Below are 19,809 nucleotides of genomic sequence, written 5' to 3'. Positions count from 1 at the left end.
ACAACCTTATATCCGGTCGCTGCGCCAAGCAGCGGCACCACATTCCCGCATTCGATGGGCTGGGCTCAGGAAGGCGCTACCATCCTCATACTCGGCTGTTTAAGCCAAAGAAGACTTCCGGTTCGCCCGCCTGGATCTGCTGAAGCTGATCAGGCTTCAGTAGATGACGATGTGGAGCAGTTTCTACGCATTCTTCAGCTTCGCCCCGTCAATCACGACGCCAACCGTCACATATTTCCACGAAGCAACGAGTAGTTTGCGGGCGAGTGCGACAACGATTTTCTTGCGCTGGGCAGAACCACTCGATGCTGCTCGCTGCCGGAACCAGCGGGTTAGCGCAGAATCAGGCTGATGGCGCAGCCAGAGCCAGGCCAGCTGTATCATCGTGGTGCGTAACCGCGGGTTGCCAGCTTTCGACACTCCTTGATCACGATCAACGGATCCGCTCTGCCACGGTGTTGGTGCTAATCCCGCGTAAGCCGCGATTTGTCGGCGATTGTCAAAGTGCCTGTAAACGCCTTCCGTCCAGAGCAGAGATGCGAACTCAGGTCCGATACAACGCACGTTCTCGAGCATGGAAATGGCGCTATTTGCCTCTTTCCGTTCGGACGCCAGAAGCTTATCGCGCTCCGCCTCGATCACTTTGATCTGCTCGATCACCAATTCAAGACGGTCAAGTTCTCGCGATATCTGGGCTTTCAAGAAAGGTGCGAGCGGCCGACCATCGCCAGTGCGAAGCTCTTCGAGGCGAGATCGTCGATCGCGATTCAGTGGTCGGTAGCCCGAAATACCTTGTGCGAACAGAAGTCCCTCAATCCGGTTGACGTGCGTCAGTCGCTCGACAACCAGGGCTTTCCTTTCCCGGACGAGCCGACGCCGGTCTTCCTCGTCATGGGATGGAATCCGAACCATCGCACATGTTCGTGGCTCACCCCGTTTGAACGACATAAGTGCGCGGACGAGTGTTTCTCCGTCGATAGGATCGGTTTTAGCTCGGCGTGCTTTTCTGGGCACCGCTATCGATGTCGCATCCACCACATGGCTCTCAACACCTTCGTCGGCCAAGACGCGATGGACCCAGAACCCATCAAGGCCTGCCTCCTGGATAACGATCACGGGGAGCCAAGAATCGGTCTTACGGTGCGCCCTGGCGCGGAGCTCGTTGAGCAAGCTGAGCAGCCGTCCGATCTGGCCGGCTGGGAGACCCTTCCGCGCCATCTTGGTATCGATGGCCGGCACGAATGAAGTCACCAGCCAAGTTGACTGGCTCAACTCCACCGAGACGTAAATTGCCTTGGCTACATCCATCCGGGTTTCCGCTGCTTGCTGAGACATCACTTTCATCTGTACTCGCTCCCCATGATTACGACTTGCCCAGCCTTTCGCCGGCCGGCGCCGACGTCAATCATGGGACTCGTACCAGCCGCCCTTCGATCGCAGTGTGGGATGGACCTTGCGGTTTCGCTCGGCCGAGAGCTTGAAGCCGCCATGTCCAGCGGTCGAGTGCCGCTCGATGCCTTCCGCATAGAGGGTCGCGCCCTGCGAGGCGCCCCAGGGCGTATGGGCACGCGAATCCACCTCGACCCGGCCGAGCATTTTGCGCTCGCGTTGATGCTCGGCGTTTTCGAATACGGCGGCGCGGAATGCCGCCTCGTCGGCGAGCTCGCCGGAATGGCCGTAGAAATCGTTGCGCTTCCATTCGTCCATTGGTCGAGGAATGCGCCAGGCTGTGACGAGATAATGCCGGCCGTCGCGGCCGGGCGCCATCGCGAACGCCGTCTCGCCGACAAGTGCGACGAGAAGGCCGTCAGCGCCGCGGCCGAAAGCGACTGTGGGAAATTCAGGCACGGTTTGGTGCTGGCGGGCGGGAGATGACGCATTCAGCCTGCCGTCCAGTCCCTCGGTGACATGCGCGGACATCGTGTCCTCCGCGTTTGCGGGTGTGGAAACAGTACCGCCGCCGGCCTGGCCGGCGGCGGCAGATCGTTCGGAGCAAGAAGGCGGCGGGCTATTATTCAGCCGCCTCCCTGAACGCCTCGGTATCATCCTCGGCCGGGTCATCGGCGATATCAGCGGTTTCCTCGTCGCCCTCGTCGGCATCGTCCGAGACGGTCGTGCTGGACGATAGCCATGCGGAAAGCTTCGCCGTATCAGGTGCGAAGAGCGCGGCCGGGTGGACAAGGCGTCCCTCCTTGAAGTGCTCGACAAGCGCGGCGCGGGTGTCCTTAGCGCGCTGGCGCGGAAGGACCGGCGTGTCCTTGCACGACGCCTCGAGCGCGGGGCGCGACAGGCAGGAGAGAAAGTCCTCAGTACCCATGTTAGGCAGGAACTCGTCCGCGCCTATCATCTCGCCGGCAATACGCGCGACAATGCCGCTGTTGGTTGCATTCTCGCGGCACGAGAACACGTCGATCAGCATGGCGCGAGTTGCAACGCGCAGCGCGTCCCTGTCGAAGGCAAGCTTGCCGTCGCCGTCGAACAGCACCGCCGTGTGCCTCGCCAGGGGGCTATGGCCGTTGTGGAAACCGCCGCCTCCCGTCGTGACGGAGACGTTCTGGCCGGCGAAGGCGAGGATCAGCAGCGCCATCAGCGTGTCGTCCTCGATCGGTGCGCGGTCGAGCGCTTCGCGCAGCGCGTCCGTCCGGTAGTCGCCGATCATCTCGACGCCCTTGCGCGTCACATCGGGACGGGGCTTCGAGACTACGCCGGTGTCGTCCGGACCGCTGTCCGAACCCGAGACAGCTTCGCCTTTCGGCTTTTTCGCCGCAGGCAAGCGGTAATGCACCGTCTGCACGCGGCCCTCGCGGTCGAGGTACATGGCGCTGCAATCGGACTTCGTCGGCTTGCCGTGGACCCGTTCGGCCTTCGGCGGCAGCTTCACCTCTCCCCAGTTCGTAGTCTCAGCGATGACGCCCTTCTTCGGCAGGTTGTTCGCCATCCACTCATGCTGCGCGCCAAGAAACGCCTCGACATTCGTGGTGTAGCGGCTGTCTTCGTCGGCCGGAGCGAACAGGTCCTCCACCCACTGGATTCCGTAAGCCTGCGCGAGATCGTCGCCGAAGCTGGCGTGACGGGCGTACATGCGCGTCTTCTGGAGGCCCTGGGCGACACTCCACCAGGCTACCTGCGGGTCTGCCTTCGACGGCTTGTGCTTCTTCCAGACCTCCTTCTGGTCGTCGAGCGAGGCGGCGGCGATGGTGCGTAGCTGCTGCTCGTTCGGCATGTCGCCCTTGACCATGTGGTCAAGCATGGCGGGCAGCACATTGGCGAGCAGGCGCAGCTTCCTGATCTGGCGCACGGGAAGCGCAAGCGCCACCCCGATGGCCTCCTCGGTCCAGCCGAGCGCGACCAGACGCTCGATCGCACGCCACTGGTCGACCGGGTTGAGCGATTCATGCGCCAGCGTTTCGACGAGGGAGCGCATCGCGCCGCCATCCTCGGCGCGCTCGACAACAAGAACGGCGATCTCTTCGAGGCCGGCGGCAATGGCCTGTTTGACGCGCCGATGACCGGCATCGATGACATAGCCGTTGCCGCCGTTAGTCTCTAGTGAAACCACGGGCGGCTGGACGATGCCAACTGCCTTGATTGTCGCGAGCAGGAGCGCATCGGATTGGGGATTGGACCTGGAGCGCCGCGCCTTGTCGGGATTCTCTTTCAGCGCACGCGGATCGACGAATTGCAGTTCCATTGTAGATGCTCCGTTTTGGAATTGGGCGCGCCGCTTCGGCTGCCCTTCATCGTCTTCTTTCCGAAGACATCCCCCCGGCCCGCGGAGCGGACGGGCCGGTGCAACTGCGGCCGAGCATCCCTGCCCGGCAGGACCAGCGGGGCCAAAGCCCTGCGCAGGACGACGGGCCGGGATCGCGCAGGCGGCGGTTGAGCGTCAGCGCCGGCGGCCCGCCCGATCTGCGAGCGGGTTTTTGCTCTTTTCCTCTTCTCATTACCCTGGCCGCCTCTGCAGCGAGCGCAAGCCGATAGAGGCGTGCCGAGGACGTCTAAGCGGCGATCGCCCTCGCCACGCCCGTCCCTTCGATGTCGGAGGCGAGCGCCTTCTCGACCTCGACGAGTTGCCGGCGCTTCTCGGCGAGCTCGCCGGCGAAGGCGAAGTCGCCGCCCTCGCGCGACTGATAGGCAGCAACGCGCCGACGTGCGTCGGCGAGACGCTGACGAAAGCGCTCCCGCTCCCCCTCGAAATCATCAAGCGCGTGCTCGAGGCGCGAGACTGCGCCAAGCGGCGTCACCGTGACCGGCAGTTCGATCTCATATTCACCGGCGCTGCGCACCAGCATGGTGGCGTAGCGATAGCTCTCGCGTCCGAAACGCTCGCCCGCATATTCGAGGTCGAAGCCGCCGATCGAGGCGATGACGGTCTCGCCTTCCTGCTGAATCTGCACGAGAGTCAGAATTTCCTTCATCAGCGCGCGGCCGGCCTCCTTGCGTTCCGTATAGGCCCTGCCATTCACGCTCATCGCAAAGGCCTCGCCCGTCGTCGGCACAAGCCGCTCGATGTCCTGTCCGATCTCTGCGATGCGCCGGGTCGAGAACTCAATCTCGCGCTCGGCGTCGCGGATTTGGCGGCGCACGGCATGCTGATCATCGACATGGGCGGCGCGCGAGCGCTCCAGCCGTGCGATATCGGCCTCTAAGCCCGCCTTCTGCATCAGGCGCGGATCACCCGATGCGATCGCCTTGGCCATGCCGAACTGGTTGGCCTGCCCCTCGCCCAGGTCCTCGAGCCGCCGGATCGAGGTGTCGCCCGAGAGCGCGGCCGCGATGAAGCGGGCCTTGCGCTCGTTGTTCTGCCACATCGTGGCATCGAGCGAGCCTTCGGTCGCATAGGCGAAGATATCGACTTCGTCGTGCTGGTTGCCCTGGCGCACGATGCGGCCCTCGCGCTGCTCGATCTGAGACGGCAACCAGGGCACGTCGAGATGATGCAGCGCCTTGAGGCGCAACTGGGCATTGACCCCGGTGCCCATCGTGTCGGAGGAACCGATCAGGAACCGCACCTTGCCGGCGCGCACGTCGCTGAACAGGCGCTGCTTGGCCTCGGACTTCTTGTAGTCCTGCATGAAGGCGATTTCCGATGCGGGCACGCCCATGCGGATGAACTCGTCCCGAATCCAGCGATAGGCCGAGAAGCCTCTGGTTTTCTCCACGCTGATCGTGCCGAGATCGGAAAAGATCATCTGCGCGGCGCCGGCAAGCTCGAACGGCTTGCCGTCCGCCCGCACATAGGTGTTTTCCGCGGTCTCCTTCCAGATGCGGTAGGCGTTGGCGATGAGATCGTTGAGCTTGTTGTCCTGCTCGTTGTCATTGTCGGCATCGACGAGACGTAGGTCGATCGCCGCGTGACGACCGTCAGTGATGACCGAGAGCAGGATGTCGTCGCCGGGTTCGGGCGGGCGATCGCGCATCTCGATCGCCTTGATGCGCTCGCCGAGCAGCACCTGGTAGCGCTTGAAGGCCGCGGTCGGCTTGGAAGTCAGAACCTGGCGCCTGCCGGTCGAAATCACCGGCACCTTCACATGTTGACGCAGATCCTCCGGCATCACCACGTCGGCGAAGGAGCGGAACATGGCGATCAGCTCCGGCACATTGACGAAGGTGGCGAAGCGCGTGACCGGCTTGTATTTGCCCGGAGGGCTGGAGCTCGAGCTCGGTCGAGACGTCGCCGAAGGTTGACGCCCAGGCATCGAACTCGTGCAGGCCGCGTTGCGCGAGCGCCTCGTGACCGAGATAGCGTTGCACAGAGAACATCTCGCCGAGCGTGTTGGTGATCGGCGTGCCGGAGGCGAGCACGAGTGCCCGGCCGGGGTTCTTGGTTTCGATGAAGCGCGACTTCACATAGAGGTCCCAGGCGCGCTGCGAGCCGTTCGGATCGACACCCTTCAAGGTGCTCATATTGGTCGCGAAATTGAGCTTGCGAAACTCCTGCGCCTCGTCGACGATGATCTGGTCGACGCCGATCTCGGAGATCGTCAGAAGATCGTCCTTGCGGGTCGACAGCGATTCCAGCCGCTCCTTCAGGCCCTCCTTCAACCGTTCGAGCCGCTTGCGCGAGACACGGTCGTCGCTTTCGACCTTGGTCAGCAAGGTTTCGTAAAGCTCCAGCTCGTCCTGGATCATCTGCTGCTCAAACGCCGAGGGTACGGCGATGAAGCGGAACGCCGAATGCGTGATGATGATCGCGTCCCATGTCGCCGTCGCCGCACGTGACAGGAAACGCTGCCGCTTGTCCTTGGTAAAATTAGTCTCATCGGCGACGAGAATGCGCGCCGCCGGATACAGCGCGAGGAACTCGCGCGCCGCCTGCGCCAGGCAATGGCCGGGCACGACCAGCATGGCCTTGGCAATCAGGCCGAGCCGCCGCTGCTCCATGATCGCGGCCGCCATGGTCATGGTCTTGCCGGCCCCGACCGCGTGCGCGAGATAAGTCGAGCCCGCCGAGACGATCCGCCAGATGCCACGCTTCTGATGTCCATAAAGAACAAAGGCGCCAGAGGCGCCCGGGAGCTTCAGATGGGAACCGTCGACGGCTCGTGGCGCGATGTTGTTGAAACGGTCGTTATAGACCCGTGCCAGCCGGTCGGTGCGATCGGGATCGGACCAGATCCAGCGTTGGAAGGCGTCCTTGATCTTTTGCAGCTTCGTCTTCGCTGCTTCGGTGTCCACGACGTTGAGCACGCGCCGCTCGCTCATCTCCTCCTTGATGGTGTCGAAAATCTGCGGAACGCGGCTGTTCAGAGCATCCGAAAGAAGCTCGCCAGCATGCCGGCGATCCGTCCCCCATTCCGACGTACCGGCGGCCAGCCATCCGAGCTGACGCGCCTCCACGGTCCAGGAGGCCAGTTCCGGCATGTGGCGGATCTTGATCTCGGCGTCCATCGTCTCCTTGACAAAGGCGACGATATCAGCCGCCGGAATCCAGGGTGCGCCGAGCCGTGCGGTGATATCGGAGGGGCGCAAATCGGCAGGCTGCACACCCTGCAGCGCCGTCACGTTGCGCTCATAGGACGGATCGAGTGCGGCCACCGCCTCAGCCGCCTTCAGCTTGTCGCGGACATGGCCCGACAGATAGGCATCGGCGGTCTGCCACGATCCGTCGGCCGGATCGCGAAAGATGGCGCTGCCGAGTTCGGCGACGACGTCCTGGGCGTCGCGATGCAGGAGCTCCGCGATGTGGTCGATATCGACACGCCCGCACTCATTGAGCACAACGGCCAGCGCGTCGGCTGCGCTGGTGATCACCGGCGGCGAAGGCGGCGAGATCACGCGCTCGGTGAAGATTGGGCCGGGCTTTGCGGTATTGGTCTCGAGGTCATAGTCCTCGATCGAGGCAACCAGCCAGCAATCGGGATCGTCGAGGAACGGCTGGATGTTGGGGCGGCGGTGCGTCTCGCGGACTTCGCTGGTTTCCTCGTCCTCCGACAGCGAGACCGTGGTGAAGTTGATCGGACCGAAGTCGCGGACGAAGGCGCCCCAAGCGATGCGCAGCCTGACCTGGGCCTCCTTCCAGGGCCGGTCGAGCTCCTGCATGTTCAGCACTTCGCGTACCGCATCGCGGATCGGGATCAGCTTCCTGATAATCCGGACATGCTTCTCCGGGATGCCGTCGGCACTACGGCCCTTGCGGGCCTTTACCGCGACGGACTGGCCGTCGAGAACCTGCATCAGGCCGTGGGCCTTGTCGAAGAAGAAGCTGCCCTCACGCACATGCCGATCGGATGGCAGGTCGACGGGAGCCGGAGCAGCTGCGTCCTCCAGATCGGGATCGATCATGTCGGGTTCGCCGTCGTAGATCGCTTCCGGAAGGAGAGCGATGACGGCTGAGAGCGCGACCTCGAGGTCCTCGCCATCGCGGGGACGGCATGTGTAGGTTTCGCCGAAGGGACCGGAGACGAGGTCGTGCGTGCCGAGCACTGACTGCGGATGGTCCGCGAACCAGCGGTTCACGCGGATGGCGCCTTCATCCTCCGTCGCACGCCGGACTTCTTTGACGTCGAGCCAGGACCGATCGCCTTCGGGATCTCCGATCTTGCGCTTCCGGAAAAACAGGATGTCGACGACGACATCGGTGCCGGCGCTGGCGCGGAAACTGCCCTCGGGCAGCCGGATGGCGGCGACGAGGTCAGCGGTCTTGGCGATATGCCCGCGCGCCGAGCCGTCCGCCTTGTCCATCGTGCCCGAACTGGTCACGAAGGCCGCCAGCGCGCCCGGCTTCAGCAAGTCGATCGCCCGCGCGATGAAATAATCATGCAGGCGCAGGCCGAGCGAGCGGTAGGCGCGATCCGAGCGCACGGTGCGATCGGAAAAGGGCGGATTGCCGATGGCGAGATCGAAGTTTGCGGGCAGCGCCGTGCACGCGAAATCGCCGGCGATGATCCGGGCCCTCGGCTGCAACAGACGCACGATGCGCGCCGTGACAGGATCGAGCTCGATCCCGGTGACATAAGAGAGGTCACAAAACCCTTCCGGCATCAGCGCAGGAAACAGCCCCGTGCCGATGCCGGGCTCGAGCACGCGGCCGCCGCGCCAGCCCAGACGCTGCAGGCCTGTCCAAATGGCTCGGACGATGAACTCGGGCGTGAAATGCGCGTACTGGGTGCAGCGCGCGAGCGAGGCATGGTCGAGATCGCCGACCGCATCCTCAAGATCTGATCCGATCGCCTCCCATCCCTTGCGAAACTCGGCCTCGCCCGGGCGACGGAATACGTAGTTGGCGAGCTCGGACGCACCGAATCCGGTGAAGCGGATGAGCTGCTCCTGCTCCGTGAGGGTCGCCGGCCGCTCATCGGCCTCGATGGCGGCGGCAAGCCCGATCGCGGCGATATTGTCGCGCGCGCGATCCTTCCAGCCCTTCGCCAGGGTGCGGTCGCCGGCGAGATGGAAGTTCGCGCCGCGCGCACGGCGAGCGGATGAAACCGCGGCCGCCGCGACTGGCGTCGTGGGCGGCGGCGTCGATGGATCGGGATCATCGTCATGGTCCGGCCGGGCGGTGAGGCCGCCGGCGAAAGCGGTGACCCCGAGGTCAAGGCCGGACGACAGTGCTGTATTGCCGAAGAGGTCGAGGGTGAAGGGATCGTCTTGCGCCATGAGAATTTCTCCTTGAGGGCGCGTGCCGCCGTCCCGCCGAGCTGCCTCGGCGGGTGCGGATGGTCACGGTGGATTGGGGGATGGGAGGCGCTAGCGCACGATGAGCGACAGCGAGATGTCTGCCTCGCTTAGCTGCAGGCGCAGATGCGTGTATCGAAAATCACGATTGATGAGAGGGATGATCCGCTCAGCCTCGATGAACTCGATGCCGTCATCGCCGCCAAAATGGCGGCGCTTGTAGTCGAACCAGTCCGGATTGCCGACCGGATGGCATTCCTCGGAATAGACCACAAGCGGGCGACCGCCGTCGCTGAGCTTGCCGTTCGACATGATGTAGACGCCGTTGTCACCGACAAGCCAGAGGCTAGGCTTCTCGCCCTCACCAGGCTTGAGGCCGTAATAGGGATTGCGGAACCCGCCATTGGCGGCGGCGTCGGATTTTCCGCGTTCGATCACCGTGCGGACGGCGGGGATGGGGAATGTGAACATCACCACCTCCCTCACGCCGCGATCGCGTCAGGCAGATAGCGCAGATGCACCGGCAGCTTCGCCGCGATCTCCGCGTCGGTCAGCTGGTCGAGCAGCTTCAGCACCGTGCCGCGCTGGCCGCCATAGACCAGCACCGTGCGCTCGCCACGCAGATGCTCGGCCCAGCGGTCTCCAGCGTAGCCGCGATAATCGTCATGCACGCTCGACCAGATGTGCTCGAGCCGCTCTTCGCGCGTCATCGCCTTCACGGGCCGCGATTCGCGTTCGATGATTGCGGCGCGCATCCGATCCGGCGAGTTCCTGCCGCGAAGATCGCAATAGCCGTGGAAGTAGCGCGGTCGGCCGTCGATCCTCAGCGCGTAGAAAACGCCGGTGATGCTGCCGGTGAGGAATTCGCGCAACGCGAACATCTCCGCCTTCATCCAGAGCGGCGGCAGGATCTCAAACATATAGTCGTGGTCGGCCAGGCCGATCTCGAACCATTCGCCGCGATAAAGAGCGCTGTCGTCGTTCTCGGAGCGGTTCGGCCGCTGCGCGTGGCGATCGAACATGCGGAACATCTGCCGGCGGTCGGCGATGCCCTGATAGACCTTGCGGATCGGAGAGAGGGTCATGAGCGGGCTCCTTTCAGCCTCGTCGGGCCGGAAGCGCGGCTCATCCTTCCGATTTCGCCATCGTCTTCAGCCCTTCCTGACCCCTCCTCCGCAGCCGCCTCTCCGATCGGCCGGGTCAAGGGCCGCGGCACGCGGGCGAAGCTTCACCCTTGACGCGGTCGGCGGGCATGCGGCAGCCGGGTTTTTTTCTCGTCCCCCTCCTTCTTCCTCTTGCTGCTCGGATGCAGCTGTTCATTCAATCCTCCGGCGCGGGCCGCAGCCGCTCATAGTCGCAGCCCACCTCCTGCGCGATGGCCGCGAGGCGATCGGCATAGACCTCTCCCTGCCGATTGTTGTCGGTCGCCGCGACGAGCCGCGCGCCCGGCCGCGCGCTCAGCGCGCAAATGGCGGCGACCGTGGCCGGCGCCCAGCCGCCGCCGGTGCTTAGATAAAGAGTATCCGGCCGCTGGTCTTCGATCGCAGCCAGGCTCATGGCGTCGATCGCGGCCTCGGTGATGCAAAGCCGGGTCGCATTCGCCGGTCCGAATCGGAACAGCACCTTATCGCCGCCGGTGGCGAAGCCGCGCCACTCTGGACCGCGCTCCTCCCAGCCCGTGACCACGCCGTCATTGTCGAGATGGGCCGCCCACATGCTGCCGTAAGGGCCTTCGCGCAACCGGTCGTGCCGAAGCGCAGCACGGATGACGGCTTCCGGAATGCCACGCTCCTCGCGCAGATAGCGCCAGGTGAGAGAACCTGGCCAAGGCGAGCGCCGGGCCCGCCAGCGATCTGCAGCACCAAGATCAGAGTCATGCGTGCGGGATTCTCGGGACCAGATGGGCTCCGTCGGCACAAAGCCAACCAGATCGGACACTCGCCGCAGCCCCTCGGGAAAGTCGATGCCGTCGAGATGTTCTACCAGCGAGAAGACGTCGCCTCTGGCGTCCGACAGCGCGTCGAACCAGCCCCTCCCCTGATGGATCACGATGATGATGTCGCCGCCGCGGCGATATTTGACGGCCTTGCGTGTGCTCTCCTTCAGATCGATCGCAAATCCGGCCTTCTCAAGCACAGCGGCGCAGGCCACGCGATTTTTCAGCTCTTCGATATCCCTCTTTTCCATCTCCGCTTCCCGGCGTACTGCCGCGCGCCGACCTTTCCCGTTTGAATTTCCTTGTCCCGCACCTTGCGGGACCCGCTAGTCCCCGCCGCGAAGAGCGAAGGGGGCAAGGGCGCGGCTGGCAATTGATGAATTATGCGGGGCACCCAGCGTCGGTGCGTCGGCCAGCCGCGGCGGCAGCCTCCCTTGCCGCCGCCCGCTCGCAAGCGGCACCCAAAGAGAAAACCCGGCTCATTGAGCCGGGCCGAAGTCGTGCGGATCGTATTCGTGCACGACCACGACATCGGCATCGTCGAGTTCGTCGCTCGGCAGCACGCCGTAGGTACCTCCGTCGACCTTGAAGAGAGTGACCGGGACCATCAGGGTGCGGGCGAGCTCGAAAGCGCTGGACTGGGCCAGCGAAAGATCGTGTGACATTTGAGGGCTCCATCTTGAGCGAGGCCGATCCCCGCTCGATGGCGTCAGTGTCCTCAACCGGCCGCGATCACCGCGGAGCCGTAGGCGCAGCGGCGGCATGCCCTGCATAGCCGACCCCTTGGGGGTTGATCGTGGAAGGCCGGGCGGAGGACCAGGAAAGCCATCCATGGAGAGCGGGATCGAGGCTTGCTCCGAGTGGTCAGCGCCCAGGGGCGCGCTCTTTTCCCGGCAGCAGATTCAGGCGTCGCCCTCGGCTGCTAGTCTCGCGTCGCGAATTAGGTCAAAGCGAAAAATGCGTTAGCGGCGAGGATATTGGCGCGGTGGTCCAATCGGTCATCGCCGCAGGCATCCGTTCGTTGCCGAGTCTCGCTGTCGACTATCGCCTGGATCACTCATCGTGCCGCGCGCTTCGGTCCGACTTTCGGACAGAAGCGCGGAGCAGGCAGAAGCAGTAAGCGGCAACGATCGTCACCCGAAGGGCGGAGACGCTTCGCGGCTCCGGCCGCGAGCGCGCGCTTGCGGCTAGAGCGTGACCGACCGGCAGGGAGGGGCCGCCTAGCACTTCTTACGCTTATGTCCGAATAGGTGACATCGGCGGGCTCGACAGTGGCGACGGACCTAAGTGCCGACGCTCGACTCTCTCGGGCGATAGTGATCCACTAACAATAGAGCCGGAGCAGCTGCCGCAGCTCGTAACGTCGGATCTTCGCCAAGTCATTGTCATTCTGCTTCGGTTTCGTTTGTCTACTTCGTCGCAAGGCAGGCTGGCTTTCGTGTCGCTCGAGCGGAAATGGGTTCCAGAAATAACTAATTCAGTATCCAGAGAGACTGCGCTATTTCGGCGCTCAGCTCTGAGCCAGTAGATTATCTCGGCCGGCGACAGCATTAATTTCGATCCCGAAAAGAGCGTTCGAACCAGATCAGCTACCTTCGGCTCCTTTCATGAAGGACGACAGCCAAGGCTTCACTGCTTGGAGCGTTCGGACGTCGCCCAGTTCATCAAGATCTTCTGGGGAAAGCTTGCCGGTTCCGCTTAGCGTGTTGGTGAGCGCGGACGCCGTCGTAGCCGGCAAGAGTTCTATGATCGCCCGAGCCAATCCTAATGGTCTCCTTGTCATGATCGGGTGTGCCGAGGATCTCTTCCAGCAGCTTGCTTACGTCGCAACCGGCTCTGCTGAGGGCTTCCGCCTGAACAGATTTGAGTTCGACGTTTCCCTGTGTGTCCAAGCGTTCAATGAACAGCAGCGCGTCCTCGCTCAACCCTTCGAAGCTGGATGCAAAGAGGGCATGAACCGCCTCCGCCAGGGCACTCGGCAGAGCTGCCAGAAACTGCAGATGAATGGCCTCGAAATCGACTCGGCCTTCCTTGGCATCGTCTCTTACGGCGGCAAACTCAGACGCCAGATCGCGGATGGCAGTCCAACCGTCGCCGTACCGCAGCAGTTCGACGATGACCTTGTCGGCGCCTGGATAGGCGAGCACACGCTGTGCCTGGCGCATTTCATGCTGCCAAATTTCACGAAGATCATCGTCGACCGCTGAGCCGGTCTTTTGCCAGTATTTGAGCACGACTGGCTGGTCGTCGCGCTTGTCGTGGGCCGAAATGATCGCCGATTTGAGCGGCTCACCACCGGGGGCCGAGAGGTATTGGTCCCCAAGGTCGAACTGATCCGCCAACGGCCGCAGTTTTTTCAATGTGCTCGGCATCAACTATGAGCTCAAATGGAGCATCTGCTTTGGCGCGGCGGGCGTTTGCACATGCAATGATTTTCAGTATTCGCAGCCGACTAACGATGGCATCGAAATTTGCGTCGGCAACGTCCCGAGCAGCGGGATAGCCTGATTCGGCGAGCTGAATTTAACAAGACTTGCCACCGGCATCCGCCGGTCGCAGCAGTATGTCTGAAATATCCCCCTGCGAGCCTTCCGCGTCCGTACTCGCTCTGGTGGCTACCTGCCCTGCCGGGCCGCAGGCAGCCACCCGGCACCGGTTGAGATTAAGCCAGAAAGCCAGAAAGCCAGAAATTAGCATTTTATATCAATTACTTATAGATGTGCTTGCTGATCCTCATCGCCTTGAAGGAGCTTTTTTCAGGAAAGGAATGTCCGAAAAATGTCGCATAGTTCGGACGGACGATCTTGCCGTCGACCGAAATTTGCATCATATTTCGGACATGCTTGATCAACCAACCACAGACCTCCGGCCGCGGCTCATTGCCCGCATCGACGCAACGCCGACAGAGGTATGGACACCCGGTGATTTCGCTGATCTCGGTAGTCGCGCGGCCGTCGACAAGACGTTGCAACGTCTCGTTGCGGCTGGCGAGTTGCGCCGCATCGACCGCGGGCTCTACGACCGGCCGCGAAAGAGCAACCTCACAGGCAAGCCGATGGTCCCCGACTATCGCGCGGTCATCAGGGCTGTGGCGCGCCGCGACCAGGCCCGCGTCGTGGTCGACGGGATGACTGCCGCGAATGATCTCGGCCTCACCACGGCCGTGCCGGCGCGCATCGAGGTCCTGGTCGACGCTCGCCTGAAGCCGATCACGCTTGGAAAGCAGGTCATCCATTTCAAGTCAGCGGCACCTAGCCGTCTCTATTGGGCCGGACGTCCGGGCATGCGCGTCGTTCAGGCGCTCTATTGGATGCAGGATATGATGACGGGGAAGGAGGATCGACAGGCAGTAGAGAACGTTCTCAGCAAGCTGTTCGCAAACCCGCAGCATGGAAAGGAGATTCGCGACGATCTCCGTGCAGGTCTTTCAGCTATGCCGATCTGGATGCAGGACTTTCTCAGGCCCTTGCTCGAATCTGACGACGCTGCGGAGGATCACTCGTGAGTGGTGCAGCCTACAAGGAGGTCATCTCCGCCGCACCCGGCGAGAAGCTCGATCTTTTCCTGACGACGGCGAACCGGCTCGGTGCGCCGATCGGAAACGTCGAGAAGGATTTTTGGGTCTGCTGGACCCTCAATGCACTCTATCACGAACGGCCCGCAGGAGGTCCGCGCCTTCTCTTCAAGGGCGGGACGTCGCTATCGAAGGCCTACGGGCTGATCGAAAGATTTTCCGAAGACATCGATGTAACGGTGTTTCGCAACGATCTCAACGAGTCTGCTTCCGTCGAAGAACTCGAGATCCTGTCGAACAAGAAACGCCGCACTCGGCTGGATGCGATCAGGGACGCTTGCCGTAGCTACATTAGCGGTCCGCTATACGCTTTCCTGACCGAACATCTCGCCGAAGCGACAAGTGGACGCGGACGTGTCGAGATCGACGAGTCGGATGCCGACGGGCAGACGCTTCTCGTCTGGTATCCCGAGGTCGAGCCGCGTGACGAGGCCTATGTGCGGCCGGCAGTGCGAATCGAGTCCGGAGCGAAGTCGGCGCTTGACCCTAACCACCCCGCGAATATCCATCATTACATTGCCGACGACGTGGCAGGCCTCGAATTGACGGTGCCGAACGTCACGACGATCGACGCCGAGCGCACGTTCTGGGACAAAATCGTGATCGCTCACGGGCTGCGCCGCTGGTTCGAGCGCCGCGGTGACCTGCGCCAGGAAGGCCAGCGCATTTCGCGGCACTTCTACGACCTGTATTGCCTTTTCGCCTCCGACGTCGGCCGGTCGGCGGTCAAAGATGCCGAATTGGGGCCCGACTGCGTCCGTCATGCTCTCATGTTCTTCAACCGGCCTGATTACGATCTCGTCTCGGCCGTGACCGGATCGTTCGCGCTCGTGCCGACCGCCGCAATGATCGATGCGCTTGCGCGTGACTATGCGAACATGACACCAATGATCTTCGGCGAGGCTCCTCAGTTCGAGCAGATCCTCGCGTCGATGGACGAGATTGAACGCGCGGTGAATAGGGCGCGCTAGCAAACGAGCAGAATTTCGACAACCTCCGATGATAGGATCAAATCATGGATAAGGCTTCGGAGAACATCCCGGTGCGACTGCCCGATCCCGCCTCGATCGAGGCGGTTCTCGCACGTCTTCCGGCCGGAGCTGATGAAGCGGCGCTGGCGGCCGCGCTCACAGAGGCGTTTCCGGGATTTCCGTTTTCGACGGCGGACACTGACGACCAGTATTGGCGCGACACGCGCTCGGTGATCGCCGCCGACGGGACACGGATCGCAGAATACCGGCCATGGATGGAAGCCGAGCTTGCCAAGGACAACGGCGATATTGGCGCCGTTTGGACGCGATTGCGTGGGAGCGACCTTCATATCTCGGAATGGCATGGCAATAGCGTGTACGCCTTCGCGCCAACTGGACCGGGCGCGGCGGACTATGTGCAAATCCGTCTCGGCCGGGAAGTCGAATGGCGTGCGGGACCGATCGTCAATCCGACATACCACCCTTGGGGCAAGGACGAATTGCTCGATCCGTCATGGATCACGCACGAAGATATCTCAGACGACAAGATACTCGCTGGGCCGCTCTATCGGATGCTCGGGCGTTCAGGCAGCAATGTGACACACGTCCGCAGTTTTCTGACACGGCGCGCCCGCCTCGAGCGCGAGAAACGCGAGGCGCAGCGGCCAGAGATGGAACGCCGTGTGGTGCGTGAAGTGACACGCCAGGGAACGACCGAGACGCCGTTTCTTGAATTGGTGCCGGACTGGTTCGAGTTCGTGCCACGAGAGAATCGCTTCTTCCAGGATTGGGAAGAATCAAGTGCTTCGGCCGAGCGGGTCTACGCGCATTGGGCGCTCGACATTTACGACTACGACGATAAAGGCACACGCGAGATCGGATTCGTGCCGCGCCCGCTGCATCTGCCGAAAGAGAGGCTCATCGCTGGCGACGCCTCGGTTCATATCCTGATGGATCGCGTTGAAGCCATCGACCGTAAGGTCGGCGTCCCATTTGGTTGGTTCTTCTTGATGACCCATGGTAATCGGGTTGAGCCAGAGGTTGGTCAAGCGATCGCCAAGGGCCTGCGTGACCAGCGCGTGGTCTTACCCGATCGGGATGCGCGCGTGCTGCTGCGCTGGGCTGAACGATCTTACGGATTCTGATAGGACATCGGTGACGCCAAGAACCTGGTAGAGGTTGGTCTCGTTGTCGCGCTCCAAGCCTTTTCGCATCATCTCTGGCATCAAGATCGCCGCCCGCAGCGCGCCTGGAGACCGCGTTTCTTGGTCAAGCTCACATGGCCCGTAATGATCGCGGCCGGATCGATGGCGAATGATGGAAGGATCGATGGTCAAAATCGCGCACGCGGGCGCGAGACAATTCTGAATTGTGATCTCCGGATATGCCACTGGCGGTAATCCCGTTCGAACTCGGCCAGGGTGGCGACGATGCCAAACACCATACGGCCCGATGCCCACGTCTCACCACTCGGCTGGGAGTAAATAAACTTCACGGGCGAGTATTGATGGCCGATTCCTTCGCGTAGGATTCCGCCCCTACTTCTTCACAAGTACAGGCTTCCATCTGGCGGAAGCCCTCCCAAAATGCCGTGCCCGCGGGTGGCGCGGTCTGGTCTCCTTCGCTCGGCCAGGTAGCAAAGGTACCCAAGATCCTCTTTCACTCAGCGCTCGCGCGCCGGGATTTCATCGCCTGCGCCGCGCAATCTCATCAGCGACCGCGCTCGCGGCGCGCAAAAGCCGTTCATGCAGGGTCTCGAACATGTCAATGATGTCATCATTTGGTTCATTCCTGCCCTCTTCGATGGCCTCGACAACCAGTTCGTCGAGAGGCGTTTCCTTCAACTGACCTTTCTCGAGAAGGTATTCGAATAGCCCGTAGCTACTTGGCTCCGATTGGATGCGTCCGTCGGAGTTGCACCAAACCCCGAATGTCTAATGCCCCAAAACGGCTTGCTCGACCACCTTCGCCTCCAGTGGGATCAGCGTCCCCCACGCCTCGTCCTCTTCATCGACGAATCCCGCCACGTACATCTCTTGCTCCTCAGCGCCTTCATCGCGAGGGCGGAAGAACGGCGTGAGGACGATTCGAGGGGGCTTTGCCATAATAATCTCTCCAGGGGGCTCAAGCACCAGTTGCATCAGTACATGGCAGTATCAGGGCCTGCGCCGGACACTGGATCATGCGAAAAATGCAAACTGTAGCGGCTGCTGTCGGCGCCCCTCGAAATAGCAGTTCGCTCTCTCATTCTTCGCCCTGGCAGTTAAACTATTCTGACGCGCCACCCCGATCGTATCGGCCAACCTCTGTCCATCTCCTCGCCTGCCAACAATCGACAACGACTTTGGCCGCCTGAGTGAATCAACCGATATTGCCGTCCAGATCGAACGCGCAATACTCGGCAGACGCATCCCGCTCCGGATGAATCCCATCGTCCCGACTGGTGCAGGGGTTCAGTACGGGAGACGAGAGAGTGGAAAGAAAGCCTGCCCATCGATCTCGACGCCTTTGTTGAGTTCGTTGAGCGAGCTCGCCGCCCGGTACTCCGGTAGCCAATGCGACGCATTCAGCCGATGAGTGCGGACTTCACGGCGACGGACGATAAGGAACCGGATGCGTAGCGGCGAGATCGGAAAATCGCGTGAATTCACCCTGGAATGACAGATTGACAGTGCCAGTCGGCCCGTGGCGCTGCTTCCCAATGATGATTTCGGCCTTCCCGCGGGATGCCTCGAGCTCTGCCGCCCATTTGATGTGCGCATCGGTCCCGGCCGCCGGTTCCTGACCTTTCAGGTAATACTCCTCGCGGAAGACAAAAAGCACGACGTCAGCATCCTGTTCGATCGAACCGGACTCCTGCAGGTCCGACAGTTGCGGACGCTTCTCTTCCCGGTTCTCGACCTGGCGCGACAATTGCGACAAGGCAATGATCGGCACGTTGAGCTCCTTGGCGAGGGCCTTCAGGCCGGTCGTAATCTCGGTCACCTCGCGCACGCGGTTCGGCGCGGCACGATGGATTGTGCCTGCATGAGTTGAAAATAGTCGACGACGATTAAGTGGAGGCCACGCTGTCGCTTCAAGCGACGGGCGCGCGCCGCCAACTGGCCGACGGTCACGGCACCGGTCGAATCTATGTACAGCGGAATAAGGCGAATCTCTTGCCGGCGTTGCACGAGGAGCGCGTCGAAATCATTCTCGGAGATATCCCCGCGCCTGATGTTCGAAGACGAGATCTCCGACTGCTCGGCTATGACACGCGTCGCGAGTTGCTCGGTGGACATCTCAAGCGAGAAGAAGGCGACAATGCCGCCCGACATCTCCGGCGTAGAACTACTGCCTTCCCGCGGTGCTTGGTAGGCTCGCGCCACGCTGAACGCGATATTCGTAGCGAGCGACGTCTTGCCCATGCCAGGCCGCCCGGCAATGATGATGAGATCGGAGGGCTGAAGGCCTCCCATCTTGGCGTCGAGATCTTTAAGGCCGGTAGGAAGGCCTGAGAGTTTTGCATTGCGCTGGTAGGCGAGCGCCGCCTTGTCGTCGCCAACGTTTTGCATCAACAAGAATCAAGTTTGTGCTGGAGAGTTTACTGTCGCCGCGCGCGGGATCGCCACCTTCGTCTTTACAAGATCAACCGAAAACGGGTATTGCACAACGCCCCGAATCGCCCGGTGGCGTCGTGCCCGGAGGTGACGCCCTGCTTCATTCGTGCCGATTCTCAGCATATCGCGAGGTTGCAGGCCTTCCCGCTATCAAGCCATCGTGAACACTCAGGCGAACACATGTTGACGTGCCGCCTCGTCTCCGGGCATCTCAGTCGGCAGATCGTACGATGGCTTACGACAGGAGTGGGCTTTGACGTAATGGGAAGACTGAATGACAAAGGCGTTTTGGTGACCGGCGGCTCGCGCGGCATTGGGGCAGCGATTGCTCGGCGGCGTCGGCGCGCGCTCGCTAAACATCGAACTGCAGACGGCTCTGAACCCCGCCGGCGAGCGCAAGGTCAAGCGCTTTGGTTGGACGTTCGCGCCCGGCGACAAAGTGATGCAGATCGAAAACGATTACGACAAGGAGGTCTATAACGGTGACATCGGTTATATCGACAGTTCCGAAGACAGCGAACTCACCGCAAGCTTCGACGGCCGCTCGGTCATTTATGAGTTTGGCGAGCTCGACACGCTGGTGCCGGCTTACGCAGCAACTATCCATAAGAG

Annotated in this window: 12 protein-coding genes and 4 pseudogenes; 4 read left to right on the top strand and 12 right to left on the bottom strand. The window is 62.2% G+C overall.

Features of this window, described 5'->3' with window-relative positions; all coding sequences use genetic code 11:
- Positions 1-183: 183 nt before the first annotated feature.
- The 9 genes and pseudogenes from QJT78_RS32565 to QJT78_RS32525 all read right to left on the bottom strand — a co-directional run bounded on the left by QJT78_RS32565 (position 184) and on the right by QJT78_RS32525 (position 13,425).
- A complete protein-coding gene (locus QJT78_RS32565) occupies positions 184-1,335 on the bottom strand; it encodes an IS110 family transposase (protein ID WP_193375972.1) in 1,152 nt (383 codons plus the stop codon).
- Between the two features lie 78 nt (positions 1,336-1,413).
- Positions 1,414-1,884 (bottom strand): annotated as a pseudogene (locus QJT78_RS32560) (hypothetical protein); the annotation flags it as partial.
- A 127-nt stretch (positions 1,885-2,011) separates the two neighbouring features.
- Positions 2,012-3,691 (bottom strand): ParB N-terminal domain-containing protein, encoded by a 1,680-nt coding sequence (locus tag QJT78_RS32555; protein ID WP_028152389.1) that lies wholly within the window; start codon positions 3,689-3,691, stop codon positions 2,012-2,014.
- A gap of 307 nt (positions 3,692-3,998) precedes the next feature.
- Positions 3,999-9,099: pseudogene (locus QJT78_RS32550) on the bottom strand (helicase-related protein).
- 90 nt (positions 9,100-9,189) lie between these two features.
- The gene (locus tag QJT78_RS32545) at positions 9,190-9,588 is read right to left on the bottom strand and encodes a DUF3085 domain-containing protein (RefSeq protein ID WP_028152388.1); all 399 of its coding nucleotides are present in this window, start codon (positions 9,586-9,588) and stop codon (positions 9,190-9,192) included.
- 11 nt (positions 9,589-9,599) lie between these two features.
- Positions 9,600-10,202, bottom strand: coding sequence for a DUF1419 domain-containing protein (locus QJT78_RS32540; RefSeq protein ID WP_028152387.1), 603 nt, complete (start codon positions 10,200-10,202; stop codon positions 9,600-9,602).
- A 235-nt stretch (positions 10,203-10,437) separates the two neighbouring features.
- A complete protein-coding gene (locus QJT78_RS32535) occupies positions 10,438-11,304 on the bottom strand; it encodes a DUF3991 and TOPRIM domain-containing protein (RefSeq protein WP_038944349.1) in 867 nt (288 codons plus the stop codon).
- Positions 11,305-11,532: 228 nt separating this feature from the next.
- A complete protein-coding gene (locus QJT78_RS32530) occupies positions 11,533-11,718 on the bottom strand; it encodes a hypothetical protein (protein WP_028152386.1) in 186 nt (61 codons plus the stop codon).
- A 999-nt stretch (positions 11,719-12,717) separates the two neighbouring features.
- Positions 12,718-13,425: a hypothetical protein gene (locus tag QJT78_RS32525; protein WP_038944348.1), complete on the bottom strand. Its 708-nt coding sequence runs from the start codon at positions 13,423-13,425 to the stop codon at positions 12,718-12,720.
- 467 nt (positions 13,426-13,892) lie between these two features.
- On the opposite strand from QJT78_RS32525, the gene QJT78_RS32520 reads away from it, so the two are divergent.
- The 3 genes from QJT78_RS32520 to QJT78_RS32510 are packed head-to-tail and all read left to right on the top strand — an operon-like array spanning position 13,893 to position 16,743.
- Complete coding sequence (locus tag QJT78_RS32520) at positions 13,893-14,558, top strand: DUF6088 family protein (RefSeq protein ID WP_028152384.1); 666 nt, start codon at positions 13,893-13,895, stop codon at positions 14,556-14,558.
- On the top strand, positions 14,555-15,598 hold the full coding sequence (locus QJT78_RS32515) for a nucleotidyl transferase AbiEii/AbiGii toxin family protein (RefSeq protein WP_281460413.1): 1,044 nt from the start codon (positions 14,555-14,557) through the stop codon (positions 15,596-15,598). Before QJT78_RS32520 ends, QJT78_RS32515 begins: the two co-directional genes overlap by 4 nt.
- A gap of 44 nt (positions 15,599-15,642) precedes the next feature.
- The gene (locus tag QJT78_RS32510; protein WP_038380981.1) at positions 15,643-16,743 is read left to right on the top strand and encodes a hypothetical protein; all 1,101 of its coding nucleotides are present in this window, start codon (positions 15,643-15,645) and stop codon (positions 16,741-16,743) included.
- Positions 16,744-17,283: 540 nt separating this feature from the next.
- Here QJT78_RS32510 and QJT78_RS32505 read toward each other — a convergent pair.
- From QJT78_RS32505 to QJT78_RS32495, 3 genes and pseudogenes are all read right to left on the bottom strand, one after another.
- Complete coding sequence (locus tag QJT78_RS32505; protein WP_281460412.1) at positions 17,284-17,442, bottom strand: hypothetical protein; 159 nt, start codon at positions 17,440-17,442, stop codon at positions 17,284-17,286.
- 90 nt (positions 17,443-17,532) lie between these two features.
- A complete protein-coding gene (locus tag QJT78_RS32500; RefSeq protein ID WP_281460411.1) occupies positions 17,533-17,703 on the bottom strand; it encodes a hypothetical protein in 171 nt (56 codons plus the stop codon).
- A 481-nt stretch (positions 17,704-18,184) separates the two neighbouring features.
- Positions 18,185-19,119 (bottom strand): annotated as a pseudogene (locus tag QJT78_RS32495) (DnaB-like helicase C-terminal domain-containing protein); the annotation flags it as partial.
- Positions 19,120-19,522: 403 nt separating this feature from the next.
- Here QJT78_RS32495 and QJT78_RS32490 point away from each other — a divergent pair.
- Positions 19,523-19,809: pseudogene (locus tag QJT78_RS32490) on the top strand (ATP-dependent RecD-like DNA helicase); the annotation flags it as partial.

Source organism: Bradyrhizobium sp. Mp27 (genome assembly GCF_029953005.1).
Lineage (GTDB): Bacteria > Pseudomonadota > Alphaproteobacteria > Rhizobiales > Xanthobacteraceae > Bradyrhizobium > Bradyrhizobium barranii.
The sequence above is the reverse complement of the archived record's forward strand: the minus strand, read 5'-3'. Positions and strand labels throughout refer to the sequence as shown.

What these genes read in the sequence shown, in the direction of transcription:
- QJT78_RS32520 (WP_028152384.1), top strand. Translation starts at nt 13,893, where the DNA reads ATGCTTGATCAACCAACCACAGACCTCCGGCCGCGGCTCATTGCCCGC.
- QJT78_RS32525 (WP_038944348.1), bottom strand. Translation starts at nt 13,425, where the DNA reads ATGCCGAGCACATTGAAAAAACTGCGGCCGTTGGCGGATCAGTTCGAC.
- QJT78_RS32500 (WP_281460411.1), bottom strand. Translation starts at nt 17,703, where the DNA reads ATGGCAAAGCCCCCTCGAATCGTCCTCACGCCGTTCTTCCGCCCTCGC.
- QJT78_RS32535 (WP_038944349.1), bottom strand. Translation starts at nt 11,304, where the DNA reads ATGGAAAAGAGGGATATCGAAGAGCTGAAAAATCGCGTGGCCTGCGCC.
- QJT78_RS32510 (WP_038380981.1), top strand. Translation starts at nt 15,643, where the DNA reads ATGGATAAGGCTTCGGAGAACATCCCGGTGCGACTGCCCGATCCCGCC.
- QJT78_RS32555 (WP_028152389.1), bottom strand. Translation starts at nt 3,691, where the DNA reads ATGGAACTGCAATTCGTCGATCCGCGTGCGCTGAAAGAGAATCCCGAC.
- QJT78_RS32545 (WP_028152388.1), bottom strand. Translation starts at nt 9,588, where the DNA reads ATGTTCACATTCCCCATCCCCGCCGTCCGCACGGTGATCGAACGCGGA.
- QJT78_RS32565 (WP_193375972.1), bottom strand. Translation starts at nt 1,335, where the DNA reads ATGTCTCAGCAAGCAGCGGAAACCCGGATGGATGTAGCCAAGGCAATT.
- QJT78_RS32540 (WP_028152387.1), bottom strand. Translation starts at nt 10,202, where the DNA reads ATGACCCTCTCTCCGATCCGCAAGGTCTATCAGGGCATCGCCGACCGC.
- QJT78_RS32530 (WP_028152386.1), bottom strand. Translation starts at nt 11,718, where the DNA reads ATGTCACACGATCTTTCGCTGGCCCAGTCCAGCGCTTTCGAGCTCGCC.